Source organism: Qipengyuania polymorpha (assembly GCF_019711435.1).
In the GTDB taxonomy this organism is placed as follows: domain Bacteria; phylum Pseudomonadota; class Alphaproteobacteria; order Sphingomonadales; family Sphingomonadaceae; genus Qipengyuania; species Qipengyuania polymorpha.
Map to the genome: position 1 here is coordinate 230,555 of NZ_JAIGNK010000002.1, position 20,847 is coordinate 251,401.

General features: G+C 64.1%; 21 protein-coding genes. 8 read left to right on the forward strand and 13 right to left on the reverse strand.

The genetic code is table 11. From position 1 onward, the window contains the following. Positions 1-72 precede the first annotated feature (72 nt). On the forward strand, positions 73-444 hold the full coding sequence (locus K3152_RS06500) for a VOC family protein (protein WP_221573307.1): 372 nt from the start codon (positions 73-75) through the stop codon (positions 442-444). Positions 445-451: 7 nt separating this feature from the next. Here the strand turns inward: K3152_RS06500 and K3152_RS06505 are convergent, their stop codons facing one another. Beyond that, on the reverse strand, positions 452-1,108 hold the full coding sequence (locus K3152_RS06505; RefSeq protein ID WP_345719772.1) for an SdpI family protein: 657 nt from the start codon (positions 1,106-1,108) through the stop codon (positions 452-454). Positions 1,109-1,110: 2 nt separating this feature from the next. Then, the gene (locus tag K3152_RS06510; RefSeq protein ID WP_221573309.1) at positions 1,111-1,410 is read right to left on the reverse strand and encodes a metalloregulator ArsR/SmtB family transcription factor; all 300 of its coding nucleotides are present in this window, start codon (positions 1,408-1,410) and stop codon (positions 1,111-1,113) included. A gap of 99 nt (positions 1,411-1,509) precedes the next feature. On the opposite strand from K3152_RS06510, the gene K3152_RS06515 reads away from it, so the two are divergent. Beyond that, positions 1,510-2,175, forward strand: a complete 666-nt coding sequence (locus K3152_RS06515; protein WP_221573310.1) for an extensin family protein — start codon at positions 1,510-1,512, stop codon at positions 2,173-2,175. A 52-nt stretch (positions 2,176-2,227) separates the two neighbouring features. On the opposite strand, the gene K3152_RS06520 is transcribed toward K3152_RS06515, so the two are convergent. The 7 genes from K3152_RS06520 to K3152_RS06550 all read right to left on the reverse strand — a co-directional run bounded on the left by K3152_RS06520 (position 2,228) and on the right by K3152_RS06550 (position 8,384). After that, complete coding sequence (locus K3152_RS06520; protein ID WP_221573311.1) at positions 2,228-2,857, reverse strand: response regulator transcription factor; 630 nt, start codon at positions 2,855-2,857, stop codon at positions 2,228-2,230. Positions 2,858-3,017: 160 nt separating this feature from the next. Next, positions 3,018-3,767 (reverse strand): proteasome-type protease, encoded by a 750-nt coding sequence (locus tag K3152_RS06525; RefSeq protein WP_221573312.1) that lies wholly within the window; start codon positions 3,765-3,767, stop codon positions 3,018-3,020. Positions 3,768-3,780: 13 nt separating this feature from the next. Continuing rightward, positions 3,781-4,599: a transglutaminase family protein gene (locus K3152_RS06530; RefSeq protein WP_221573313.1), complete on the reverse strand. Its 819-nt coding sequence runs from the start codon at positions 4,597-4,599 to the stop codon at positions 3,781-3,783. After that, on the reverse strand, positions 4,599-5,543 hold the full coding sequence (locus K3152_RS06535; protein ID WP_221573314.1) for an alpha-E domain-containing protein: 945 nt from the start codon (positions 5,541-5,543) through the stop codon (positions 4,599-4,601). The genes K3152_RS06530 and K3152_RS06535 overlap by 1 nt, the downstream gene beginning before the upstream one ends. Beyond that, entirely contained in the window at positions 5,543-6,970 is a 1,428-nt protein-coding gene (locus K3152_RS06540) for a circularly permuted type 2 ATP-grasp protein (RefSeq protein WP_221573315.1), read from the reverse strand. The genes K3152_RS06535 and K3152_RS06540 overlap by 1 nt, the downstream gene beginning before the upstream one ends. A gap of 63 nt (positions 6,971-7,033) precedes the next feature. Further along, on the reverse strand, positions 7,034-7,786 hold the full coding sequence (locus K3152_RS06545; protein WP_221573316.1) for an esterase/lipase family protein: 753 nt from the start codon (positions 7,784-7,786) through the stop codon (positions 7,034-7,036). 46 nt (positions 7,787-7,832) lie between these two features. Further along, entirely contained in the window at positions 7,833-8,384 is a 552-nt protein-coding gene (locus K3152_RS06550; RefSeq protein ID WP_221573317.1) for a DUF3617 domain-containing protein, read from the reverse strand. 98 nt (positions 8,385-8,482) lie between these two features. On the opposite strand from K3152_RS06550, the gene uvrB reads away from it, so the two are divergent. Together uvrB and K3152_RS06560 are read left to right on the forward strand one after the other, a co-directional pair. Continuing rightward, positions 8,483-10,678, forward strand: a complete 2,196-nt coding sequence (gene uvrB / locus K3152_RS06555) for an excinuclease ABC subunit UvrB (protein ID WP_221573318.1) — start codon at positions 8,483-8,485, stop codon at positions 10,676-10,678. Between the two features lie 59 nt (positions 10,679-10,737). Further along, on the forward strand, positions 10,738-11,277 hold the full coding sequence (locus K3152_RS06560; protein WP_221573319.1) for a hypothetical protein: 540 nt from the start codon (positions 10,738-10,740) through the stop codon (positions 11,275-11,277). On the opposite strand, the gene K3152_RS06565 is transcribed toward K3152_RS06560, so the two are convergent. Next, on the reverse strand, positions 11,237-13,288 hold the full coding sequence (locus tag K3152_RS06565) for a protein-disulfide reductase DsbD family protein (RefSeq protein WP_221573320.1): 2,052 nt from the start codon (positions 13,286-13,288) through the stop codon (positions 11,237-11,239). The two genes, K3152_RS06560 and K3152_RS06565, sit on opposite strands and share 41 nt — an antisense overlap. A gap of 43 nt (positions 13,289-13,331) precedes the next feature. Between K3152_RS06565 and K3152_RS06570 the strand changes: the two genes are divergently transcribed. Beyond that, positions 13,332-14,546 (forward strand): FAD-dependent monooxygenase, encoded by a 1,215-nt coding sequence (locus K3152_RS06570; protein WP_221573321.1) that lies wholly within the window; start codon positions 13,332-13,334, stop codon positions 14,544-14,546. Positions 14,547-14,556: 10 nt separating this feature from the next. Here K3152_RS06570 and K3152_RS06575 read toward each other — a convergent pair whose 3' ends face one another. The 3 genes from K3152_RS06575 to hemC are packed head-to-tail and all read right to left on the reverse strand — an operon-like array spanning position 14,557 to position 17,138. Further along, a complete protein-coding gene (locus K3152_RS06575) occupies positions 14,557-15,468 on the reverse strand; it encodes a hypothetical protein (protein WP_221573322.1) in 912 nt (303 codons plus the stop codon). Between the two features lie 57 nt (positions 15,469-15,525). Continuing rightward, a complete protein-coding gene (locus K3152_RS06580; protein WP_221573323.1) occupies positions 15,526-16,212 on the reverse strand; it encodes a uroporphyrinogen-III synthase in 687 nt (228 codons plus the stop codon). Further along, complete coding sequence (gene hemC / locus K3152_RS06585) at positions 16,209-17,138, reverse strand: hydroxymethylbilane synthase (protein ID WP_221573324.1); 930 nt, start codon at positions 17,136-17,138, stop codon at positions 16,209-16,211. Before hemC ends, K3152_RS06580 begins: the two co-directional genes overlap by 4 nt. Positions 17,139-17,184: 46 nt before the next feature. Here hemC and tsaD point away from each other — a divergent pair, with 46 nt between their 5' ends. From tsaD to K3152_RS06600, 3 genes are read left to right on the forward strand one after another with little or no spacing between them, the layout of a single operon-like run. After that, positions 17,185-18,225, forward strand: a complete 1,041-nt coding sequence (tsaD, locus tag K3152_RS06590) for a tRNA (adenosine(37)-N6)-threonylcarbamoyltransferase complex transferase subunit TsaD (protein ID WP_221573325.1) — start codon at positions 17,185-17,187, stop codon at positions 18,223-18,225. Further along, positions 18,222-19,211: an NAD(P)H-dependent glycerol-3-phosphate dehydrogenase gene (locus K3152_RS06595; RefSeq protein ID WP_221573326.1), complete on the forward strand. Its 990-nt coding sequence runs from the start codon at positions 18,222-18,224 to the stop codon at positions 19,209-19,211. Before tsaD ends, K3152_RS06595 begins: the two co-directional genes overlap by 4 nt. A 23-nt stretch (positions 19,212-19,234) precedes the next feature. Next, complete coding sequence (locus tag K3152_RS06600) at positions 19,235-20,701, forward strand: lipopolysaccharide biosynthesis protein (RefSeq protein ID WP_221573706.1); 1,467 nt, start codon at positions 19,235-19,237, stop codon at positions 20,699-20,701. Positions 20,702-20,847 lie beyond the last annotated feature (146 nt).

Here is a 20,847-nt window from a genome sequence, read left to right on the forward strand (position 1 = left end):
GCCCTCAATACAGGCTTTTGCGCCGAGGGAAATCCTGTGGCACGCTCGCGCCAATCAAGGGAGAGTGGCGAGATGGCGAAAATCACCGGACTGGGCGGCGTTTTCTACGTGGTGAACGACCCCGAGGCGACGCGGGCCTGGTATCGCGACACACTAGGTATCGACGGACCTTACGGGCCGCAGCTCGACTGGGCGGAGGAGACCGGCGACAAGCCCTACTCGCTCATCAGCCATTTCAAGGACGCCGAATACATCAAGCCGGGCCAAGGCGGCTTCATGATCAACCTGCGCGTCGACGACCTCGACACCTTCGTGGCACAACTGAAGGACAAGGGTGTCGATGTGCTCGATAGCGTCGATGAAGGCTATGGCAAGTTCGCTTGGCTGCTCGACCCAGACGGGGTGAAAATCGAGCTATGGGAGCAGGTGCTCGCACCCGAATAGTCTGGGCTCAGGCTTTGCCCGCCTTGCCGCTCTGCCACAGCCACCAGCTATAGCCGAAGGGTATCAGCGCTGCGCTGAATACCGACACAAGCACAATGATGCCGATGGTCTGTGGACTGAGCGGCAGGACGCTGGCGATGATTATCGCGAGGCCTGCGAGCATCATCAGCTTGCCGCCAAGGCGATGGGTGGCAATCCAGTTGTCGGCGTCGAGGATGGCCCATGGCGTGCGGATGCCGACGAAAAAACCCGGGCGGCTCTTGGGCAGCGCATTGCCCAGCATCACCAGCATCAGCCCGACGCCAATCATGATGGCATTCACCGGCACCTCGATACCGTAGGCGGGCAGGCCGATGGTGCCCTGGATGATGAGAAACAGCAGCATGATGCCAATCCAGCTGGCCCGCAACAAAGGGGCCGACCCTTCGAGCTTTTCCTGCAGCGGCTCGATGCGCGGGATGAGCGCAAAGCCGAGTGAAGTCCCCGCCGCAAGCATGGCGGGGAAGAGCAGCGCCCAGAGCGCCGGGCTGAAGGCATCAGGCTCACCTCGCGCGTTCCAATGGGTCGGCAGCACCGCATCGGCGGGCAGGCGCGCAGCCGTCACGAAGGCGAAAATGACCATGGCAGCAGCCACGGCGAGGCTGGCAAAAAGCGGACGCTTCACATTCACGGGGTCTCTCCTTTGCTACTGCCGCGGGCTTCTTCACGCGAGATGTCCATGCGTGCCATGAAGCCGTGCAACGCTTCTTCCAGCGTCGACATGTTGAGCGTGTAGACAATGTTGCCCGCCCGGTTTTCGCCGAGGATTAGGCCGGCGGCCTTCAGCTTGGCGAAATGGCCCGACATGGTGGGCTTGGAGACCGGGAAATGGTCCGCCAGCTCGCCGGCCGTTCGACCGCCGTGTTTCAGCAGCTCCAGCACCTCGCGCCGGATGGGATGGGACAGGGCATCGAACACGCTCGTCATAGCTATTTAGCTAATAGGCTAAATAGCACAAGTCAATGTCGTGGAATTGCTGCATACCGTTAGGTCGGTGTTAACCATACCCGGCCTAGGGAGATATTCATGCGCCGCATCCTTGCCATAGCGTTCCTTCCTCTTGCGCTGGCCGGATGCGGCGTCTCTCCAGAGACACGCGAACCGGTTTCCCGCGCGCCCACCTCGGGCGTTGGCTCGGTGAACTGGGAAAAGCCCGCAGCACGGCAATGCGTGCGCGAGCTGAGCGCGAGCGGCGCGCAATTCGCCCCCCTTTCCGACCGTTATTATGGCGCAGGATGCCAGGCGCTCGACAGCGTCCAGCTCGACCGCGTCGGCGGCGACCTCGGCCCGCTTGTCGTAACCAATCTCGGCCCTCTCGCCTGCCCGATGGCCAATACTTTCGCCGCATGGGCGCGTTACGGCGTCGATCGCGCAGCGCGGCAAATCCTCGGCAGCCCGCTTGCGCGTATCGAGACCATGGGCAGCTATTCCTGTCGCAATGTCGCAGGCACCTCGCGTCGCTCAGCCCATTCGCGCGCGGAGGCGGTCGACATCGGCGCATTCGTCCTCGAGGACGGCAGGCGCATCAGCGTGAAATCGGGCTGGAACTCGGGCGAGAAGGAGCGCGAGTTCCTGCGCACTGTCCATCGCAGCGCCTGCAAGCGGTTCGGCACCGTGCTCGGCCCCGATTACAACGCAGCCCACGCCGACCATCTCCATCTGGAGCATGGCAACGGCAGCTTCTGCCGCTGATCTCTATCCCGACGACCTGAGAATTGGTGCGAACCGAAGGGCGGGCAGGTCTTCAGCCTGCCTGCATTCTCTGTCCGCCGTCGAGATGGGCCTCTATCCGCAACCGAACCGCTTCAGCCGCATGGTGGGCGCCAAGCTTGTTCATCATGTTGGCGCGGTGGATTTCCACCGTGCGCGGGCTGATGTGGAGTTCGCGGGCAATCATCTTGTTGCTGCGGCCCTCGGCCAGCCAGTCGAGCACTTCGCGTTCACGCGGGGACAGGCTGGCGATGCGGTTGCGTGCCTCGATCATCTTGCGCCGCGCCTCGCCATAGGCGACCGCCTCGCGCTCTATGCGATTGACCGCTTCCTGCAGCCGCTCGGGCCGCAGGGGCAGGCGTAGATAGTCGAGCGCTCCCGCCTTGATGGCGGCAACCACCTGTCCGGGCCGCGGGTCTTGCGAGGTCGCCACCACCGGCACCCACACCCCGGCGCGAGAGAGGTGGCTGAGCACCTCGTCCACGCGCCCCCCGCCCTCGTCATCGCGAGCAAGGATGATGCCGCGGTCCGGAGGACTGAGCATGAGCTCCGCCAGATCCGAATAAATTTCACAGTGATAGCCATTTTCGAACCCGAGCCGGGCCTGTTCGGCGCGGGAGCGGCAGGAGCCATCGACGATGTGGAGAGTGCTTCGCTGGGTCATGCGAAAGACGCTACGGCACTGCGTAGTTCTGCGCATTCCGTATCATTACGCATATGGTTGTAAACATGGCGGTATATCCCAGTTCGCCATGATTTACGGATGGGGCAATTACCTCCGCTCCGGACCAATTAGCTTTTGATGTATCCGGTCGGGCAATCCGTCAGTCGTCGCCGCGATAGAAACTGTAGTCGGGCAGCGAGTGGAAAGCGTTTTTCAGGGCATCGCCCCAGCCAGCCGAAATGGCGGAAAAGTAGCTGTCGTCATGGCTGATGCGGTGCTCGTGGCTGGCCTCGTATTCGTCGCGGCCGATGACCTGCACATCGATCGGCAGGCCCACCGACAGATTGGCCTTCAGCGTGGAATCGAAGCTGACCATCAGCAGCTTTACCCCATCCTCGAGGCTCATCTGCTTGTCATAGCCGCGAATGATGATGGGGCGGCCATACTTGGTCTCGCCTATCTGGAAGAAGGGCGTGTCGAGGCTGGCCTCGATGAAATTGCCTTCCGGGTAGACCATGAACAGGCGCGGCTCCATGCCCTTGATCTGCCCTGCCACGATAATGGAAGCTGTAAAGCGCCCCCTGCCCTTCACGCCGTTGGCCTCCTGTCGCTCGCCGATGATGTTGCGCATGAGATTGCCGATTTCGGTGGCGACCTGGAACATGGTCGGTGTCTTCAGCAGGATATTGTCGCGCTCGTCGGGTTCCTTGGTGCGCTCTTCGAGCTGGCTGATAACCGCCTGCGTGGTGGCAAGGTTGCCCGCCGTCATCAGCGTGATGATGCGCTCGCCCGGAACCTGCCAGGTGAACATCTTGCGGAAGACCGAGATGTTGTCGACGCCCGAATTGGTGCGCGTGTCGCTCATCAGCACGAGGCCCTTGTCGAGCTTCATTCCCACGCAATAGGTCATTCTTTTTCTTCCGTTACTGCTGCTGTACTTGCTGCTGCTCGACCTCGACATCGACCTCGAGCATCTGGCTGGTGTTGCCGAAACTGATGCCGGTGACGGGCGAAGCATCGCGATAATCGCGGCCCGTGGCGACGCGAACATAGCGTTCGTCGGGGCTGATGCCGTTGGAAATATCGAAGCCGACCCAGCCGAGCCCCTCGACATAGGCTTCCGCCCAGGCGTGGGTCGCCTCCTGCTCGATGCGATCGTTCATCATGAGGTAGCCCGAGACATAACGCGCCGGCACGTCGAGCGCGCGGGCCGCGCCGATGAAGATATGTGCATGGTCCTGGCATACGCCGTTCTTGGCGGCGTAGGCCTCTTCGGCGGTGGTCTTCCAGTTAGTCTTGCCGACCTGGTAATCGACGCGGTCGAGCGTGCTGCGCGACAATTCATGCAGCATGTCGAGCCGTTCGCCTTCGTGTTTCTCGAGGTCGGCGATGAGCTTTTTCATGCCCGGACCGGGACGGGTCAGTCGCGTCTGCGACAGGAAACTCCACAAGGGCAGATGTCCGGCATGGCGGCCGATGACACCTGCTTGGTCGCTGGTGTCGACCTTGCCGCGGCAGGTGATGGTGACTTCGGTCGTCTCCGGCTCCACGCCAACCAGCGTGGTCGTGTTGTGGTGCTGGTCCTCGTAGGTCAGCTCCTCATGCGCGTTCTCGTATTCCATTTCCCATTCGAGGATTTCTTGCCCCTGCGTCTCTTTGGGCGTCAGGCGCAGGCGCTGGAGCGCGTGCACGACCGGATTGTCGAAACGATAGCGGGTGGTGTGGCGGATCGAGAGGCGCATCAGCTGAGGAACCTGTAGTCTGCGGCAATCGCGTCGCCGATGGCGGCGTTGCAGGAGGTGAAGTCGACGAGAAATTCGTGCAGGCCCTGGTCGAAAATCTCGTCGATGCTGAGATTTGTCAGCCGCGTGTCGGCGTCGCGCATCAAGGTATTGCTCTCGCCCTCGGCCCCGTGAATGCGGGCCAGCGCGGCGAGGTTGGCGCGCAATTCCGAATGGCAGAATGCAAGGCTCCGCGGAAAGCGGTCGTCGAGGATGAGGAACTCGCAAATGCTGCGCGCGTCGACCTGCGCCGCATTGAGCCAGCGATAGGCACGGTCGCCCGAGACCGAGCGCAGAACCGTGTCCCACTGCCCTGTATCGAGGCTTGACCCGACATAGGACAACGAAGGCAGCAACAGGTAATATTTGATGTCGAGGATACGCGCGATGGCATCGGCGCGCTCGATGAACATGCCCGAAAGCGCGAAGTGGTAGCCTTCCTCGCGCAGCATCGATCCTTGCAGCGCGCCGCGCGCCATCGTGCCCGCGCGCCGGATGGTCTTGACCGTATCGAGTACGCGATTCTCGCCGACCGGCTTTGCCAATTGCTCGTCGATGATGAGCCAGTTCTCGTTTACGGCTTCCCACAACTCGCCGCTGATGGCGTTTCGTGCCAGCCGCGCGTTCTGGCGCACGAGGCCGAACATCGAGTGGATGCTCGCGGGGTTGCTTTTCTCGCGCAGCAGGAAGTTCCAGGCCTGCATGCCGGTGTAGCTGCCGTGCTTGGCCTCGTAGGCCTCGCGCTGGCCCGAGGTGGCGATGACCGAGCGCCATTCCTCCTCCGCCGTCACGAGGTCGCGAGTGAGCGCCATGCGCAAGCCAGCATCGAGCAAGCGCGCAGTATTCTCGGCCCGCTCGAGATAGCGGAACATCCAGAAGAGGCCGTTTGCGGTTCTGCCCAGCATCAGTCTTTAAGCACCCATGTATCTTTCGTGCCGCCGCCCTGGCTCGAATTCACCACCAGCGACCCTTCCTTCAGCGCCACGCGGGTGAGGCCGCCGGGCGTAATGTCGATCTTGTCGGGGGAGACGAGTACGTAGGGCCGCAAATCTACGTGACGCGGCGCGAGGCCCTTCTTGGTGAAGATGGGGCAGGTCGAGAGCGAAAGCGTCGGCTGGGCGATGTAATTGTCGGGCTTGGCGACAATCTTGGCGCGGAATTCCTCCACCTCCTTCTTCGACGCGGCGGGTCCGACGAGCATGCCGTAGCCGCCCGAACCATGGACTTCCTTGACCACCAGTTCCTCAAGATTGTCGAGCACGTATTTGAGGCTCTCGTCATCCGCGCAGCGCCATGTCTCGACATTGGGCAGCAGCGGCTTCTCGCCGGTGTAGAACTCGACGATTTCGGGCATGAAGGAGTAGATGGCCTTGTCGTCGCACACCCCTGTTCCGGGCGCATTCGCGATGGTCACGCCGCCCGCGCGATAGACATCCATGATGCCCGGCACACCGAGCACGCTGTCGGGATTGAACGTAAGCGGGTCGAGGAATTCGTCGTCCACGCGCCGATAGATGACGTCGACCGCCTTGTAGCCGCTGGTGGTGCGCATCGCGACGCGGCCATCGACCACGCGCAAATCGCTGCCTTCGACCAATTCCGCGCCCATCTGGTCGGCAAGGAAGGCGTGCTCGAAATAGGCTGAATTGTAGATGCCCGGGGTAAGTACCGCGACTACAGGCCGCTCTCCGGCGCATTCGGGCGCACACGCCGCGAGGCTCTTGGCGAGGCGGCGGGGATAGTCGGAAACCTGCTCGACAGGGCAGCGCAGGAACAACTCGGGGAACATCGCCATCATCGTTTCGCGGTTCTCGAGCATGTAGCTGACACCCGAAGGCGTGCGGGCATTGTCTTCGAGCACGAAGAACTCGTCCGGTCCCGTGCGCACCAAGTCGATGCCCACGATATGCGTGTAGACCCCGCCCGGTGGGGTGAAGCCGACCATGTTGGCCAGCCACGCCTCGTTGTGGCGCAGAAGCCGCTCGGGCAGGCGACCGGCGCGCACGATTTCCTGCCGGTGATAGAGGTCGTGCATGAAGGCGTTGAGCGCGGACACGCGCTGCTCGATGCCGCGGCTCAACCGCCGCCATTCGGCCGCATCGATGATGCGTGGGACCATGTCGAAGGGGATGAGGCGCTCTTCGGCCTCGTCCTCGCCGTAGACGTTGAAGGTGATGCCGGTCTTGCGGAAATTCGTTTCCGCCTCGTCATGCTTGCGGCGCAGCAGCTTGGGGTCCTGCCCGTCGTACCACTTGCAATAATCGGCATAGGCGGAGCGCACACTGCCATCGGGCTCGCGCATCTCGTTGAAGAATTCGGCAGAGCCGCTCATGTGTCCCCTGGAAAATCGGTCCCGCACGGCAGGACGCCGCGCTCTCTTACCCAATTAAAGGGTTCAGCCGCGGTCCAGTTCCGAAAGAAGCGCCGACATGGACTCGTTCGAGAGGACGAAGCCCATATGCGTGCAGCGCAATGCCACGGCGCGGTCGCGCTCGCCCGGCTTTCCGCAAGCACATTTGGGCGCAACGATACCGTCGCGCGGGCTCCAGAAAGCCACGGTTTCGACGGGCGGCTTTTCAGCAACCACAGTGTCGATTTCCGGCTCGTCCACGCGGTGGCCTGCAATCGCCTGATAGGCACGCCAGCCATTGTTTGCGCGCGGACTGCCCGAGAAGGGCGAGCCCATGGTCACGACTTTCTCGACCTTGTCGGGATGCTTCTTGGCAAGTTCGCGCGCCATCGTCCCGCCGAGGCTCCAGCCGACGAGCACGATAGGCTCGCCCTTGGCCTCAAAGAGCGTGAGCAGGCGCTTTTCAACCTTGGCAAAGCGGTCGGCCGTGGCGCCGAGATTGTATCCCAGCCCCCACTTCTTCGCCGTGTGCCCTGCCTTTTCGAGCACTCGCGCCATCCAGCGCATCCGGATGGGATGCGCGCCGAAGCCGGGCAGCAGCATGATGTTCTTGGGGTTGCGCGCAGGCGCAATTTCGAGCGTCGTGAAACGGCGTTTGAGCGGCTCCAGCGGCCAGAGGAATTCGCCGAGCAGCAGCAGCGCCCTCGGACCGCGCGCATCGTCGGGACAGGGCTCTGCGGCAAGCGCCAGCCGGCGGCCCCATTCGGCACGTGCTTCGGTGAAAGGTAAACTCGCCATCGTCCCGCAATAATGCGCGGGCGCGATGGCGGGTTCCTGAACGGGCTCAGGCGTCGGGGTTGCAGTCGCCCGTGCGGGTCATGGTGACCTTCATCGCCACGGTCTTGTCGCCGCCGCTGCCATTGGGCTCGACCACGCGCATGGTCATTTCCGATTCAGTGCCGGTCGAGGTCGTGTCCATCGTCACCTTGGCAGGACCGTTCTGGCCCTTGCAGGTCATCGCGCCCTTCATGCCGTCCTCGTTCGAGGTCAGACTTTCCATGGTGCAATCGCCTTCCTGCATGCCCTCGGCCACGCCGACGAGACCTTCGTTGGCTTCTTCCTCGCTCATGCACTTGGCAGGTGCCATGCCGCCCATCGCCGAGAAGAACGTCTTCGCCTGCTCGATTTCCTCCGGTTTCATCGAAGGGTCTTCAAGTTCGAGCAATTCCATGCTCATCTTGTATTCGCCAGCTTCAAGGCGGCGCACCTTGGATGCAGCCGTCTGCGCTTCCTCGTTCGAAATCTTGCCGTCGCCGTCAGCGTCGACATCGTCGCTACCAGAGGAGCAAGCAGCAAGGACAAGAGCGGCGCAGGAAGCAAGTGCGATACGAAACATGGATAATCCCTTCAGAAAGTTGCGCGCGACGCTAGCAGCCTGACGCGCCTGCGCAACACGAGTTGCACCTCACGTCCATGTTCCCCATATGTGCGCGCATGGCAGAACTCGTTATTCGCAGAGGACTTGAGGAACCGGACACCACCGGAGATTTCACCCCGCACAAACCGCTGCGCCCCGAAAAGTCGATGCCGGGCAAGAAATTCAAGCTGGTGAGCGATTATACGCCCAGCGGCGACCAGCCGACCGCCATTGCCGAGCTGACCGCCTCCGCGCGCGACGACGAGCAGACGCAGGTGCTGCTGGGTGTCACCGGTTCGGGCAAGACCTTCACCATGGCCAAGGTGATCGAGGAATTGCAGCGCCCTGCCCTCATCCTCGCGCCGAACAAGATCCTCGCCGCGCAGCTCTATGGCGAATTCAAGAGCTTCTTCCCCGAAAACGCGGTGGAGTATTTCGTCAGCTATTACGATTACTACCAGCCTGAAGCCTACGTGCCGCGCTCGGACACCTACATCGAGAAGGAAAGCTCGGTGAACGAGGCGATCGACCGGATGCGCCACTCGGCCACGCGCGCGCTACTCGAACGCGACGATGTCATCATCGTTGCCTCGGTCTCTTGTCTCTACGGTATCGGCTCGGTCGAAACCTATTCGGCGATGATCTTCGACATCAAGAAGGACGAGACGGTCGACCAGCGCGAGCTCATCCGCAAGCTCGTCGCCCTGCAATACAAGCGGAATGACGCAGCCTTCGCGCGCGGCAACTTCCGCGTGCGAGGCGACAGTCTCGAAATTTTCCCCTCGCATTACGAAGACATGGCCTGGCGCGTCAGCTTCTTCGGCGACGAGATCGAGGAAATCAGCGAGTTCGACCCGCTCACCGGCAAGAAGGGCGCGAGCCTCGACAAGGTGCGCATTTACGCCAATTCGCACTACGTCACGCCGGGTCCGACGATGAAACAGGCCAGCGAAGCCATCAAGTTCGAGCTGACCGAACGGCTGAAGGAGTTGCACGAGGAAGGACGCCTGCTCGAAGCCCAGAGGCTCGAACAGCGCACCAATTTCGACCTCGAAATGATTGCCGCGACAGGTTCATGTGCGGGCATCGAGAACTACAGCCGCTTCCTCACCGGCCGCCTGCCGGGCGAACCGCCGCCGACGCTGTTCGAGTATTTGCCCGAGAACGCCCTCCTGTTCGTCGATGAGAGCCACCAGACCGTGCCGCAGATCGGCGCGATGTCGAAGGGTGACCATCGCCGCAAGATCACGCTGGCCGAGCATGGCTTCCGCCTGCCGTCCTGCATCGACAACCGCCCCCTTCGCTTCAACGAATGGGACGCGATGCGCCCGCAGACCTTCTGCGTCTCGGCCACGCCAGGCACGTGGGAGATGGAGCAGACCGGCGGCGTATTCGCCGAACAGGTCATTCGCCCCACCGGCCTCATCGACCCGCCGGTCGAAATCAAGCCGGTCGAGGACCAGGTCCAGGACTGCATCGAGGAGTGTAAGAAGACCGCCAAGATGGGCTACCGGACGCTCGTCACCACGCTGACCAAGCGGATGGCGGAAGACCTCACCGAATTCATGCACGAGGCGGGCGTGAAGGTGCGCTACATGCACTCCGACGTGGAGACGCTGGAGCGTATCGAGCTCATCCGCGACCTGCGCCTCGGGGTGTACGACGTGCTGGTGGGCATCAACCTGCTGCGCGAAGGCCTCGACATTCCCGAATGCGGGCTCGTCTGCATCCTCGACGCCGACAAGGAAGGCTTCCTGCGTTCGGAAACCAGCCTCGTCCAGACCATCGGCCGCGCGGCGCGTAACGTCGAGGGCCGCGTCATTCTCTATGCCGACCGCGTGACAGGTTCGATGGAGCGCGCGATCGCGGAGACCGACCGCCGCCGCGAAAAGCAGAAGGCCTATAACGAAGAACACGGCATCACGCCAAAGACCATCAAGCGCAACATCGCCGACATTGTCGCGCATACCGCGTCGCAGGACGGTGTCACCGTCGACACGGGCGACGACGAACGCAACAACCTCGTCGGCCATAACCTTCGCGCCTATATCGAGGATCTAGAAAAACGCATGCGCAAGGCCGCAGCAGACCTCGAATTCGAAGAAGCCGGCCGCCTGCGCGACGAAATCCGGCGCTTGGAAAACGACGAACTCGGCCTCGGCGACGACGAGAAGAAGGCTCCCCGCGTCGGTCGCAGCGATGCCGGGAGACCGGGTACGCGCAAGACCCGCTACGGCAAGACGCGCTACAAACGGATGGGTGGCAAGCCCTGACGGTTGAAACGAGCGATCGCCCTCTTGCCGTGATTGCACGAGGTGGCATAGCTGCGCGCATGCTTCGCATCAGCGTCCTTTCTTCCATCTTACTCCTTGCCGCCTGCAAGCCTCCTGCTTCGGACGAATATCTCGCCCGGATGGAGGTCTCGGACGAGCGCACGCGCCCATCCGAGCCGGTGGATTCTCCCGATACCGAAGGCGCGGCATGGGCCTTGGGTCAGTCGGGCAGGCTGCTTTACGGCAAGCCCGGCGAGGAGCCGCTGCTTTCTCTGGCCTGCGAGGACGGAACGCTGGCTTTCACGCGCTACGAACGCGCCGACGCGAATTCCAAGGCGGTGTTGGCGCTTATCGGCAACGGCCATGTCGAGCGGCTCTGGATCGATGCCGAACAAGAGGGAGAAGCATGGCTGTGGCGCGGCCGCCTGCCCGCCGACGACCCGCGGCTGGAAGTGCTGACCGGGCGCAACCGTGTCGAGGCTACAGTGCCGGGAGCAGGCTCGCTCGTGCTGAATGCCAGCCAGCGTCCGGGCGAATTCATCACGCGGTGCGCGGGGACTATGGCTGCTCCGCCAGAGCCGGAAGAGTCTCCGGCGTAAGCACCTGCGGCAATTGCTGGGCCTCGCCGCCAGCCGGATACCAGAGGTAGAGCGGCACGCCCGCAGCCCCTTGGCTGGCGAGGAAAGCGGCAATCTCCTCGTCGCGCCGCGTCCAGTCGCCGCGCAGGGTGATGACGCCCGCTTTCTCGAACGCGTTGCGAGTGTCTTCACGCTCAATGGCGACACCCTCGTTGACCTTGCAGGTGACGCACCAGTCGGCGGTGAACCAAACGAATACTGGCTGGCCTGAAGCGCGTGCCTCGGCAAGTCTCGTTTCGGAGAAAGGCTGCGGACCCAGCAGGCTGCTTTCGCTCTGCGCGCGCGGCTCCGGCTCGGGGAATGTCGAGAGCGCGAAAATCGCCAACGCCACGATGGCGGCGAGGAAAATCCTCTCGCCACCCTGCCCGCGCTTCTGGCGTTGCCCCAAGGATGCGAGGACCATCAGCAAGACCAATGTCACCGCCCCCAGCATGGCCAGCCAGAAATTGTCCGCAATGCGCCACAAGAGCCATGCGAGTGCGAGCACGGTCAGACCCATCGGCAAGGCCATCCAGCGGCGGAAGCGCTCCATCCATGGTCCGGGCTTGGGCAGGCGTCGACGCCACGCGGGGATGAAACCGATGAGCAGGAACGGGAGCGCAAGGCCTAGTCCAAGCGCGGTGAATATTGCGAAGCCCTCGACGGGCCGCAGGACAAGCGCCGCGCCCAATGCAAGCGCCATGAAAGGCCCGGTGCAAGGCGTCGCAACGAAGGCTGCCAGCAAGCCGGTCCCAAAAGACCCGCGCATTGAGGGTTTGCCTCCCGCAATCGCCATGCCCGGCACCTGGAAAAGGCCGAGGAAATTAGCAGTGATGGCGACTGCAAGCAGGAATAGCGCGCCCACGACTCGCGGCTCCTGCAACTGGAACGCCCAGCCCACCTGTTCTCCGGCCGAGCGCAGCAGGATGATGAGCGCGCCCAGCCCTGCGCAGGCCAACACGACACCCGCCGTATAAGCCAGCGCATCGCGGCGCGCGGACAGCTCGTCGCCGCCTGCCTTGGCGAGAGCGAGGGCTTTCAGGCTGAGGATGGGAAAGACACAGGGCATGATGTTGAGCAGCAACCCGCCCGCCAGTGCTGCCAGCAACAGCACCCAGAGCTCAGGCACATCGACCGGCCCGCGCAAGGCTTTGACGCCTTCGAGTGGCACGTCGCGCTGTTCTGCAGTGAACCGCACACCCTGCCCCTCGCCAAGCGCGAGGATGCCCTCGATACGCTCTGGCAGTGGCGAAGCCTCGAACCCATCGCGGCGTTTCAGCGGCATTTCGACGACCAGCAAATCGCCCTCGCGGATGAAGGTCTGCGTGGCAGCATAATCAGGAGCGAGGCCGCTACCGAAATCGCTCGTGCCCATGAACAGGTGCAAATCGCCAAGGTCCATGTCGGCAGGAAGCGGGATGCCCACCCGCAGCCGGTCACGCGTCACTTCGTAGCCCGCCACGCTGTCGAGCGCGGGAGCCACTGCCGCCTGCCATTTACGAAAATCTCCACCCTCGCGGACACTGAGGCGTGCATCCTGCGGAACGCAAACCCTGTCGGTACAGGCGAGATAGGACACGAAACCGCTAACCGGCACGATATTCTGCACCGCCGCCTGCGCGGGCACTTCGACCGGCACGAGCACGGCGTAATCGCCCTCGTAAATGTGGTTCATCAGGCCGGAAATCACGAGCACCTGCGGCACGGGGTAAAGCGGCTCGCCAGCCTCCCAGCCATCGGGCAGGTTCAGCTCCAATTCCATGCCCTGCCCTGCATCGCCGGGATTGGACCAGTAACCGTGCCATTCGCTGCTACTGGGCGTGAAATGCAGCGCCAGCATCCATGTCTCGCCCGGCACGGGAGGGCCGTCGCTGCGCAGTTCGACAGCGATATTGTCGTCGCCGAAGCGCGCCTCCTGCGCCGACAGCGAGGCGGGCAGCAGCAAGGCCGCAGCCAGCACCAGAGCCAGCCAAAAACCGCGCAGCGCTTCCATTGTCCTTGCTTCCGTCACGCTTCGCGCATTAGGGACTGGCCCCATGACAGACAAGCGCGACCTGCTCATCCTTGGCGGCGGCCTCGTCGGGACCACGCTGGCCCTAGCGGCGGCGAAGAAGGGCCTTTCCAGCCACCTCGTCGATCGGGCCGACCCAGCCGATCTTACCGCAGAAGGCTTCGACGGGCGCGCCTCGGCAATCTCGACCGCCAGCTGGCGCCTGTTCCGAAATATCGGTCTTGCCGAGGCGCTGGCGGAGCATGGCTCACCGATCGAGGCCATCGCCGTGCTTGACCAGATGAAGCCCGGCCGCATCGATTTCCGGCCCGAGCCGCACGAAGGCACGCTCGGACGCATGTTCGCCAACCGCCAGCTGCGCATCGCGCTGTTCGAGGCGGCCAAGGCCGAGCCGTTCATCACCATGCACGCGCCGGTCGATGTCGTCAGCCGCCACCGCGATGCCTTCTCGGTCAATGCAACGCTGGGCGACGGCACCGTGCTCGAAGCCGATTTGCTCGTGGGCGCAGAAGGCCGCGGCTCTCCGACGCGCGAGGAAGAAGGGCTCAAGATGGCGAGCTGGGACTATTCGCACCGCGCCATCATCACCGGCCTCAACCACTCCAAACCTCACGAGGGCGTGGCGTGGGAAATTTTCTACGAGGACGGGCCCTTCGCGCTGCTCCCCATGCTCGACGGGCCCGACGGCAAGCATCGCAGCGCGCTGGTCTGGACGGTCGACGAGAAGGATGCCGCCGGCGTGCTCAAGATGGGCGACCGTGCCTTCCTTGCCGAAGTCGAAAAGCGCATGGGCGACATCCTCGGCACGCTCGAACTCAATAGCGGGCGCTCGTCCTATCCCTTGAGCTTCCAGCACACCGCGCGCATCGTGGGCGAGCGGATGGCGCTCATCGGGGACAGCGCGCACGGGATGCACCCGATTGCCGGACAGGGCCTCAATCTCGGCCTGCGCGATGTCGGCGCATTGGTGGAGGTGCTGGAAGAAGCCCGCCGCCTCGGCCTCGACATCGGCGATGCGCAGGTGCTGGAGCGTTACGAAAAGTGGCGCGCGCTCGATTCCATCATGGTCATGGGCGCGACCGATACGCTGACCCGCATCTTCGGCGTGCCCGGCAAGACCGCCAGCGCCGTGCGCCGCCTCGGCATGGCAGGTGTCCAGCGCTCGGGCTGGCTCAAGAAGTTCTTCATGGACGAAGCGCGCGGCGTCTCGGGCGATGTTCCCGAACTGATGAAAGCCTGAGAGTCAGGTCCTAATCGTCGGAAGCTGCCTCGGCCGGATTGTCCGCCGGGCTGGGCTGCGAAATCCGGTTGCCCGCACCATCACGCAGGCGGCGCGGTTCGAGCACGGCTGCGGTCTCGATGAGGTCGAGCGAACGCTGCGTGGCCTCGTAGCGCTCGGCATCGCGCAGCCAGCCTTGCGCATTTGCGGCACCGGGCATGTTGCGCACCTCGGCAATCGCATCCCCGGTCCGTCCCGACAGCAGGAACAACCGCGCCCGCTCGATGCGCATTTCCGGCTGCGGCGACGGTGCGCTTTCGCGGCGAATGGTGAAGAGCGCGCCCAGCTCGTCGGTAAAGCGCTCGAACCCGCCACGCTGGTCGCCCGACTGCAATTGCGGCGAAAGGCCATCGAGCCGCGCCGTGAGCTGGTCCAGCGTCACCGGATCGCGCGAGAAGGTGAGAATGGTGTTCACCGCATTGGGCAGCGCATCGCCGAAACGCAGCCTTAGCTGGTCGGCAAGGTAGCCCAATTGCGCGCCCTTATCGATGGCGCGGCGGATGGCGAAGGCAATCAGCAGGCCCTCGGCGCGCGCGGCATTACCGGCGGCGGCCTGCGCCTGGAGGTCGAGGCGCGAGAGGCGCTGTTCTGCGGCGGCAAGGCGCTGGTCGATGCCGCCCTGCGTTTCGGCCATCTGCTCGACGGCTTCGGCAGAACGTCTTGCCGCCGAACTGGTAGGTGTTGGGAGCGGGCTAGCGCCAGCTTCGGGCTGAGTGGCAATGGCCGTTTGCGGCGCAGCGTTCTCGGTCTCTTCCCCGGTGGAATTCATCCGGTAGGCGATATAGCCGACGAGTGCCGCGCCCAGCGCAAACGAGCCTGCAACGGCCAGCAGCATCGGCCGCATGGTCTTGCGGCTCCGCCGATTGCTCGAAATATCGTCCATCCTACTCCGTTCTGCGACCCGTTTGCGGCGTCCGTCGCGCCGCAGCTATCCCCTGCCTCAGCCTTGGCACAAAGCCTGCGCCAAGGCCAGTAGCTCGACGTCGAGCGGCTGGGCTGCGGTGTGGACAGATTCCCATCCCTCGCCTGCGATTTCGGCGATGCGCGGGCCGAGGGCGGCGATGGTGATGGGCTTGCGGTCGATGCCGAGCCGCTCGCATTCTTCGCGCAGGCGGCGCGCAGCCTCACCCGAATGGAGGACTGCCACGCCGCCTTCCTCGCGCATGGCCTTGCTGACACTGGGCGAGATTTCCAGAGGCACGGTGCGGTAGACTACGCGTGTCTCGATCGTGATGCCCACGGGCGGCGAGAGTTCGACCATCTTTTCCCCCGCGAGGCGGAGGAATTTGAGTTCGCGGCCAGCAATCTCGTCGAGCAGGTTCTGCAAGCCGCCCTTGCCGGTCATAGTGACGAGAAAACCCTTCTCGCGCGCGCCCTCGGCGGTGGCTTCGCCGACAGCATAGACGGGCAGGCCTTCGAGCTTGGCCAGCGCGCGGCCGCCGTGGCGGAACACATTCGAGCTACCGACCAGCAATGCGTCGAAATCGCTGCGGGGAGGCGCGGACCATTCGACGGGCTTCACCTCGAACAGCGGGCACCCGAGCGCTTCGAGGCCAGACGATGCAGCGGTTTCGAGTGTCACGCCCAGACCGGGTTCGGGACGGAATACGAACAGCGGGCGCGTCATGCCACGCCGCCGAAATGCGCCGCGACATGCTCGGGCGCTTCGGCGAGCAGTTCGCGTGCGAGGTTGCGCGCTGCGTCGCAATCGCCCGGCGCGAATGTCGCCTCGCGGGCAATCCGGATCGCACCGTCGGGGCTGTAGATGGCGGCGGTCATGTGGAGCCGGTCGCCATCGCGGCGGGTCAGCGCGGCGATGGGACTGTGGCAGGTTCCGCCCAACCCTTCGAGCAATGCGCGTTCGGCCAGCACCTCTTCCGCGCTGGGCCGGTGATTGATGGCCGAGAGGAGTTCCTTCGCGCCCTCGTCATTGGCGCGGCATTCGATGCCGATGGCTGCCTGTGCAGGAGCGGGAAGCCACTCCTCCGGATCGAGACGCGTACCGATGCTGTCTTCTCCGAGCCGCGCGAGCCCTGCGGCAGCGAGGAAAGTCGCATCCGCCTCGCCTGCCTGGAGCTTGGCCATGCGGGTTGCCACATTGCCCCTGATGCCGACCACTTCGAGGTCTGGCCTCGCATTCAGCAATTGCGCAGCACGGCGCGGTGCGCTTGTCCCGACCCGCGCGCCCTGCGGGATGGCGCTGAGCGAGGTTGCACCGAGCAAAACGTCCGCCTTGTCGGCACGCGGCAGGATGGCAGCGATGACGATTTCGGCGGGACGGATGGTCTCGACATCCTTCATCGAGTGCACCGCCGCGTCGATCTTGCCCTCGGCCAGCCAGATATCCAGCTCGCGCGTCCACAGCGCCTTGCCGCCTATATCGGCGAGCGGGCGGTCCTGGATCTTGTCGCCGCTGGCGACCACGGGGACCAGCTCCACCTGCGCTTCATCCCAGCCAAGCGCTGCGCAAAGCCGCGCACGCGCCTCGTGGGCCTGCGCCATGGCGAGCGGAGAACGGCGGGTTCCGAGGCGAAAGGGAGGTGTCTCAGGCATGGGCGCGCTTGCCCTAGCGAGGGATATGACTAAGGGGAAGCGCACAATGGTTCTGGTACTCGGCATCGAAAGTTCCTGCGACGAAACCGCCGCCGCCATCGTGGACGGCGAGCGGCGCATCGTGGCGCAGCGCATAGCCTCGCAGGACGCGGAACACGCGCCCTTCGGCGGTGTCGTGCCCGAGATTGCCGCGCGCGCCCATGCCGAGCGGCTCGCCCCCATGGTGGAAGCGGTGCTGGCGGACGCGGATGTGGCGCTCAACGACCTTGATGCGATTGCCGCGACGGCAGGCCCCGGCCTCATCGGCGGCGTGATGGTCGGCCTCGTCAGCGCCAAGGCGCTCGCCATGGCCAGCGATGTGCCGCTGGTTGCCGTGAACCACCTCGAGGGGCATGCCCTTAGCCCCCGCCTCGCCGACGAAAGCCTTGCGTTTCCCTATGCGCTGCTGCTGGTGTCGGGGGGGCACTGCCAGATATTGCGCGTCGACGATGTCGGCCAGTACCGCCGCCTTGCGACAACTATCGACGATGCGCTGGGCGAGGCGTTCGACAAGACTGCCAAGATCCTCGGCCTCGGCTTTCCCGGCGGCCCGGCGGTGGAGCGCAAGGCAAAGGAAGGCGATGCCCAGGCCGTCCCCCTGCCCCGCCCCATGGTCGGCAGCGGCGAGCCGCATTTCAGCTTTGCTGGTCTAAAAAGCGCCGTCCTGCGCGCGCACGAAAGCGGCAAATACGAAGTCGCCGATATCGCTGCGAGCTTCCAGCAGGCCGCCATCGATTGCGTCATCGACCGCCTGCGCATTGCGCTGGACGAGATGCGCGATTGCAAGACGCTGGTCGTCGCAGGCGGGGTCGCAGCCAACGCCTCGGTGCGCGCGGCGCTTGAAGAGCTGGCGGCGAAACACGACATGCAATTCATTGCACCGCCGCCAAAGCTGTGCACCGACAACGCCGCAATGATAGCCTGGGCGGGTATCGAGCGGCTGGGAATGAAGGATTTCAGCCCCGACCCGCTCGACATCTCGGCGCGGCCACGCTGGCCGCTCGACCCGGATGCGGAGCCGGTCAGGGGAGCGGGGGTCAAGGCATGACTATCGGAGTATTGGGAGCAGGCGCATGGGGCACCGCGCTGGCGCAGATGGTTGCCAGCGACGGCACCGAGGTGCTGCTGTGGGCGCGCGAGGCGGACCTCGTCGACGAAATCAACACGCGCCACAGCAACGACACCTACCTGCCGACCGCATCGCTCGCGCCCAACATCCGCGCGACCGACGACCTTGCCGATATGGCGAAGCTCGACGTGCTGCTGGTGGTTACGCCGGCGCAGCACATGGGCACGGTGCTGAAAGCCATGCCTTCGCACCCGCGCGACCTCATCCTGTGCTCCAAGGGTATCGAGGCAGGCAGTGGGCGGCTGATGAACCACGTCGCCAAGGATGTTGCGCCCGGCAGCGAGATTGCAGTCCTCTCCGGCCCCACTTTCGCGCATGAAGTCGTCGCAGGCCTTCCCGCAGCCGTCACTTTGGCCTGCGGAGGCGGCGAGACGCAGTGGGACCGTATCGCGCCCCACATCGCCCGCCCGACCTTCAGACCCTATTATTCGGACGATGTCACCGGCGCGGAAATCGGCGGCGCGGTAAAGAACGTCCTCGCGATTGCCTGCGGCGTGGTCGATGGGCTCAACCTCGGCCAAAACGCACGCGCGGCGCTGATTGCGCGCGGTTACGCCGAGATGCTTCGCTTCGGCGAGGCCAAGGGAGCCAAGCCCGAAACGCTGACCGGCCTGTGCGGTCTGGGCGACCTCGTGCTGACCTGCTCCTCCACCTCCAGCCGCAATTTCTCGCTCGGCAAGGCGCTAGGCGAAGGACAGGATGCCAAGGTGCTGATGTCCGACCGCAAGACCGTAGCCGAAGGCGCACACACCGCGCCCGTGCTGGTCGAACTCGCCGCACGGCACGGCATCGCCATGCCCATCGTTACCGCGGTCTACGACCTCCTCAAGGGCGATGACCCGGGCAAGGTTGTGAAGGGCATCCTCGCGCGCCCGCTCAAGGCCGAACAGGAAGCCGCCGGGTGACCGATACCGCAGCGCAGGATGACATGTCCGCCATCGCCAAAGGCGGAAAGCAGAACGTGGCCGGGTTCCTGCTGCGCCTGCTGGCGCGCATCCCCTTCCTGTTCATTGCCGGCCGCCTTTACGGGGTGGACGCGGTGGGCCGTTTCGCTTCCGCTCTCGTGGTGGTCGAACTGGTCGCGCTGGTGTGCGCGATGGGCGAGAAGCGGGGGCTGGCCCAGCGCCTCACCGATGGCGAGGAGCACCATCCGGCCAATCTCGTCTACGACGGGATGCTGCTGGCGCTGATATTCTCTTCGCTGGCGGCCGCCTTCTTCTATTTCGTGCCCGCCCCGCTCTTCCCGAGCGGCGAATTCACCGAGATCGACCGCTTCATCGTGCTCGCCATTCCCGGCTATGCGCTGACCGAAATCGTGCTCGCCGCGCAGGCCTACAAATACGACATCGCCACCACCGTGCGCGCCCGCGCCGTGGTCGAGCCGTGGACGATTTCCATCATGGCGGGTGCGTTCTATTTCGTGCCGGGCGTTTCGGACTCGGGCCTGTCTATGGCCTATCTCGTGTCGATCTACGCCGGGCTTGCCGTCGGACTTTGGGCCTTCTTCCGCGCTTATGGCCGACCCGTCGGCTGGCGTCCCAGCCCGGTCTACATGGGCAGGATCACCCTGCGCGCGCTTCCCCTTGCGACGGCCGACGCGATCGAATGGGGCACCCGCCGCGTCGACATTTTCATTCTCGGCCTCTTCGCCGCTCCGTCGGCAGTCGGGGTCTACTACATGGCGCAGCAGCTTGCTTCGCTGCCGCAGAAACTGAAGACCAGTTTCGAGCCCATCCTCGGCCCCGTCATCACCAAGAACCTGAAGACCAAGAACTACGCCGCGATTGCCAAGCAGGTGTGCCAGGTCGGCTTCTGGATCATCGCCGCGCAGGCGGGCATTGCGCTTGCCCTGGGCGTACCGGGCGAGGCCATCATGGGCCTGTTCGGGCCGGAGTATGTCGGCGGCACGGGCGCGCTGGCTTTCCTGCTCACGGCAGAGGTCGTGGCGGCGACGGCCGTCGTCTCCGAAGCGGTGCTGGTTTATGTGGCGCGCGTTCGCAATCTCTGGATATCCATCACAACGATTGCGGTACAGGCGGGTCTCACCATCATCCTCATCAAACTGGCGGTGGCCTATGGCTATGGCGAACCCTTCAAGGCGGCAGCGGCGGCGATTGCGCTGATGATTGCGCTCGGTGTGGCAAGCCTGGTGAAGGCCTACCTGCTCTCGCGCATTATCGGTCAGCCCATCAATCCGTTCCGCTGGCCGTTGGTTTGGGCTGTCGCACCTGCCGTTCTGGTCGGCTGGCTGGCGACCTTCCTGCCCGAATGGGCGGAGCTGGCGCTGGGCGTCCCCGCCATCCTCGCGACCTATGGCTTCGTCATCTGGAAGCGTGGCTTCGGCCCCGAGGACCGGCTGCTATTCGGCAAGAATAAGGCGAAAAAGGCAGACTGAGGCCTTATTTGCGGCGCTCCGCATGCGCCCACGAAAATTCATAGATTTCAATGAAATGGCCTCAATCGCGGGACATCTGCCCGCGCCATAACTCCTGCGCAATTTGACTTTTGCCTCATTTTAGCCATATTTTTGCCATGATGTCG